This is a genomic window from Helicobacter pylori, assembly GCF_003636935.1.
GTDB classification, from domain to species: Bacteria; Campylobacterota; Campylobacteria; order Campylobacterales; family Helicobacteraceae; genus Helicobacter; species Helicobacter pylori_CH.
The window spans coordinates 1-4,200 of the sequence record NZ_MVVH01000024.1 but is presented as its reverse complement, the minus strand read 5'-3'; the positions used below and the strand labels follow the sequence as shown (position 1 = coordinate 4,200).

2 rRNA genes are annotated in these 4,200 nt (G+C 43.5%); both read left to right on the top strand.

Going from position 1 to position 4,200, the window contains the following annotated elements:
• The first annotated feature begins 906 nt into the window (after positions 1 to 906).
• Positions 907 to 3,793: ribosomal RNA gene (locus EAL87_RS07910) — 23S ribosomal RNA — on the top strand.
• Positions 3,794 to 4,028: 235 nt separating this feature from the next.
• Positions 4,029 to 4,146: ribosomal RNA gene (gene rrf / locus EAL87_RS07905) — 5S ribosomal RNA — on the top strand.
• Positions 4,147 to 4,200: the final 54 nt, after the last annotated feature.

Sequence of the window (4,200 nt, the reverse complement as noted above, 5' to 3'; positions counted from 1 at the left end):
CTTCTCCTTGTATTGAATTTAACTCTGTAAGCCCCACTGATTTAAAAATGGGGCTTATGGAATCAAATGGTTGAAAAATGTGGTGTGGGTTAATGAAAGGGTTAATGAAAGAGGGAATAATAAAAAGTAAGGGATTTTTAAATAGGTTTTTGTAAAAGCGGTAAAAGTAGGGTAGCGTTGCTTGATTGAATGATTGAATGATTGAATGATTGAATGATTGAATGATTGAATGATTGAATGATTGCCATTTCTACCCCTTTTTTGAAAAAAAGATGACTTGGGTATTGTATCTAGCGGTATTCAATCAATGGTTAATGATGCGTTTTTGTTTTGTGTTTTTGTTTTTAATGATGATGCATTTGATTTAATGATGATGCGTTCTTATTTAAATTTAATGATGCGTTTTATTTTAAAGCTTTATTCCACCCCCCCATTCCCATCATTTCTAATGATTTTTATCCATTTCTTTCAAACTCTCAAATTTCTTTCAAATCCCAAAAACTTTAAGCAAACTTTAAGCATTGCATGTCTATAATTACATTTCGTTTTTAAAGACAAGCTTTAAAAAGTTCTTTAATTTGAAACCACTCAAACAAGTTCTACAAGCTAAAAAGCTTTAAATAAAAGCCCACTAGCTGGTAAAACTTGAGCGTTAAAAAAAAGATTAGGGATCAAGCATTTTTAGTCTTCTTTAAAGGGTTTAACATTTGAGAGTGATTATAGCAAGTTTTTAAAGAAAAACGAAGTTATTTGATTTAACATTGTTAATAGCCTATGTAAAAGTAAAGTAAAACTACAATAACTCTGTCTTATATTCATTAAGGCAGTGGTAGCGCTGAAGAATATTCGTGCAATTGTCGTTATTCATTATAAAAGGGCGGGTTTTAAAGGATATTTTAAAATTTAAAACAAGCTTTTAAGAGCAGATGGCGGATGCCTTGCCAAAGAGAGGCGATGAAGGACGTACTAGACTGCGATAAGCTATGCGGAGCTGTCAAGGAGCTTTGATGCGTAGATGTCCGAATGGGGCAACCCAACTAATAGAGATATTAGTTACTCTAATTTAGAGAGCGAACCTAGTGAAGTGAAACATCTCAGTAACTAGAGGAAAAGAAATCAACGAGATTCCCTAAGTAGTGGCGAGCGAACGGGGAAAAGGGCAAACCGAGTGCTTGCATTCGGGGTTGAGGACTGCAACATCCAAGAGAACGCTTTAGCAGAGTTACCTGGAAAGGTAAGCCATAGAAAGTGATAGCCTTGTATGCGACAAGGCGTTCTTAGGTAGCAGTATCCAGAGTAGGCCAGGACACGAGGAATCCAGGTTGAAGCCGGGGAGACCACTCTCCAACCCTAAATACTACTCTTTGAGCGATAGCGAACAAGTACCGTGAGGGAAAGGTGAAAAGAACCGCAGTGAGCGGAGTGAAATAGAACCTGAAACCATCTGCTTACAATCATTCAGAGCCCTATGATTTATCAGGGTGATGGACTGCCTTTTGCATAATGATCCTGCGAGTTGTGGTATCTGGCAAGGTTAAGCGGATGCGAAGCCGTAGCGAAAGCGAGTCTTAATAGGGCGAACAAGTCAGATGCTGCAGACCCGAAGCTAAGTGATCTATCCATGGCCAAGTTGAAACGCGTGTAATAGCGCGTGGAGGACTGAACTCGTACCCATTGAAACGGGTTGGGATGAGCTGTGGATAGGGGTGAAAGGCCAAACAAACTTAGTGATAGCTGGTTCTCTTCGAAATATATTTAGGTATAGCCTCAAGTGATAATAAAAGGGGGTAGAGCCCTGATTGGGCTAGGGCTGCTCGCCGCGGTACCAAACCCTATCAAACTTCGAATACCTTTTATCGTATCTTGGGAGTCAGGCGGTGGGTGATAAAATCAATCGTCAAAAGGGGAACAACCCAGACTACCAAATAAGGTCCCTAAGTTCTATTCTGAGTGGAAAAAGATGTGTGGCTACTCAAACAACCAGGAGGTTGGCTTAGAAGCAGCCATCCTTTAAAGAAAGCGTAACAGCTCACTGGTCTAGTGGTCATGCGCTGAAAATATAACGGGGCTAAGATAGACACCGAATTTGTAGATTGTGTTAAACACAGTGGTAGAAGAGCGTTCATACCAGCGTTGAAGGTATACCGGTAAGGAGTGCTGGAGCGGTATGAAGTGAGCATGCAGGAATGAGTAACGATAAGATATATGAGAATTGTATCCGCCGTAAATCTAAGGTTTCCTACGCGATGGTCGTCATCGTAGGGTTAGTCGGGTCCTAAGCCGAGTCCGAAAGGGGTAGGTGATGGCAAATTGGTTAATATTCCAATACCGACTATGGAGCGTGATGGGGGGACGCATAGGGTTAAGCGAGCTAGCTGATGGAAGTGCTAGTCTAAGGGCGTAGATTGGAGGGAGGGCAAATCCACCTCTGTATTTGAAACCCAAACAGGCTCTTTGAGTCCTTTTAGGACAAAGGGAGAATCGCTGATACCGTCGTGCCAAGAAAAGCCTCTAAGCATATCCATAGTCGTCCGTACCGCAAACCGACACAGGTAGATGAGATGAGTATTCTAAGGCGCGTGAAAGAACTCTGGTTAAGGAACTCTGCAAACTAGCACCGTAAGTTCGCGATAAGGTGTGCCACAGCGATGTGGTCTCAGCAAAGAGTCCCTCCCGACTGTTTACCAAAAACACAGCACTTTGCCAACTCGTAAGAGGAAGTATAAGGTGTGACGCCTGCCCGGTGCTCGAAGGTTAAGAGGATGCGTCAGTCGCAAGATGAAGCGTTGAATTGAAGCCCGAGTAAACGGCGGCCGTAACTATAACGGTCCTAAGGTAGCGAAATTCCTTGTCGGTTAAATACCGACCTGCATGAATGGCGTAACGAGATGGGAGCTGTCTCAACCAGAGATTCAGTGAAATTGTAGTGGAGGTGAAAATTCCTCCTACCCGCGGCAAGACGGAGAGACCCCGTGGACCTTTACTACAACTTAGCACTGCTAATGGGAATATCATGCGCAGGATAGGTGGGAGGCTTTGAAGTAAGGGCTTTGGCTCTTATGGAGCCATCCTTGAGATACCACCCTTGATGTTTCTGTTAGCTAACTGGCCTGTGTTATCCACAGGCAGGACAATGCTTGGTGGGTAGTTTGACTGGGGCGGTCGCCTCCTAAAAAGTAACGGAGGCTTGCAAAGGTTGGCTCATTGCGGTTGGAAATCGCAAGTTGAGTGTAATGGCACAAGCCAGCCTGACTGTAAGACATACAAGTCAAGCAGAGACGAAAGTCGGTCATAGTGATCCGGTGGTTCTGTGTGGAAGGGCCATCGCTCAAAGGATAAAAGGTACCCCGGGGATAACAGGCTGATCTCCCCCAAGAGCTCACATCGACGGGGAGGTTTGGCACCTCGATGTCGGCTCATCGCATCCTGGGGCTGGAGCAGGTCCCAAGGGTATGGCTGTTCGCCATTTAAAGCGGTACGCGAGCTGGGTTCAGAACGTCGTGAGACAGTTCGGTCCCTATCTGCCGTGGGCGTAGGAAAGTTGAGGAGAGCTGTCCCTAGTACGAGAGGACCGGGATGGACGTGTCACTGGTGCACCAGTTGTTCTGCCAAGAGCATCGCTGGGTAGCTACACACGGATGTGATAACTGCTGAAAGCATCTAAGCAGGAAGCCAACTCCAAGATAAACTTTCCCTGAAGCTCGCACAAAGACTATGTGCTTGATAGGGTAGATGTGTAAGTGCAGTAATGCATTTAGCTGACTACTACTAATAGAGCGTTTGGCTTGTTTTTTGCTTTTTGATAAGATAACGGCAATAAGCGCGGATAAGTTACCACTGCCTTACTGAGTGTAAGAGAGTTGGAGTTTTATAAAGACTTTTATAGGATTAAACTTTAATGAGGAATGAGATACCATCTCAATGATTTAAAGCTAAAGGCTATTAACTATCTTCTTTGTTAAAAACAGCTCCCTATTAAAGAGAAAGGGGAGTTAAGGGTAAATGCGATTTATCTTTAGCTCCCTTTTCCTTGTGCCTTTAGAGAAGAGGAACTACCCAGTTAACCATTCCGAACCTGGAAGTCAAGCTCTTCATCGCTGATAATACTGCTCTTTTCAAGAGTGGGAATGTAGGTCGGTGCAGGGATAGGGAAATGTTTTAATCTTGTCTTGCTTTTTTATTTGATTTCATTATTTGATT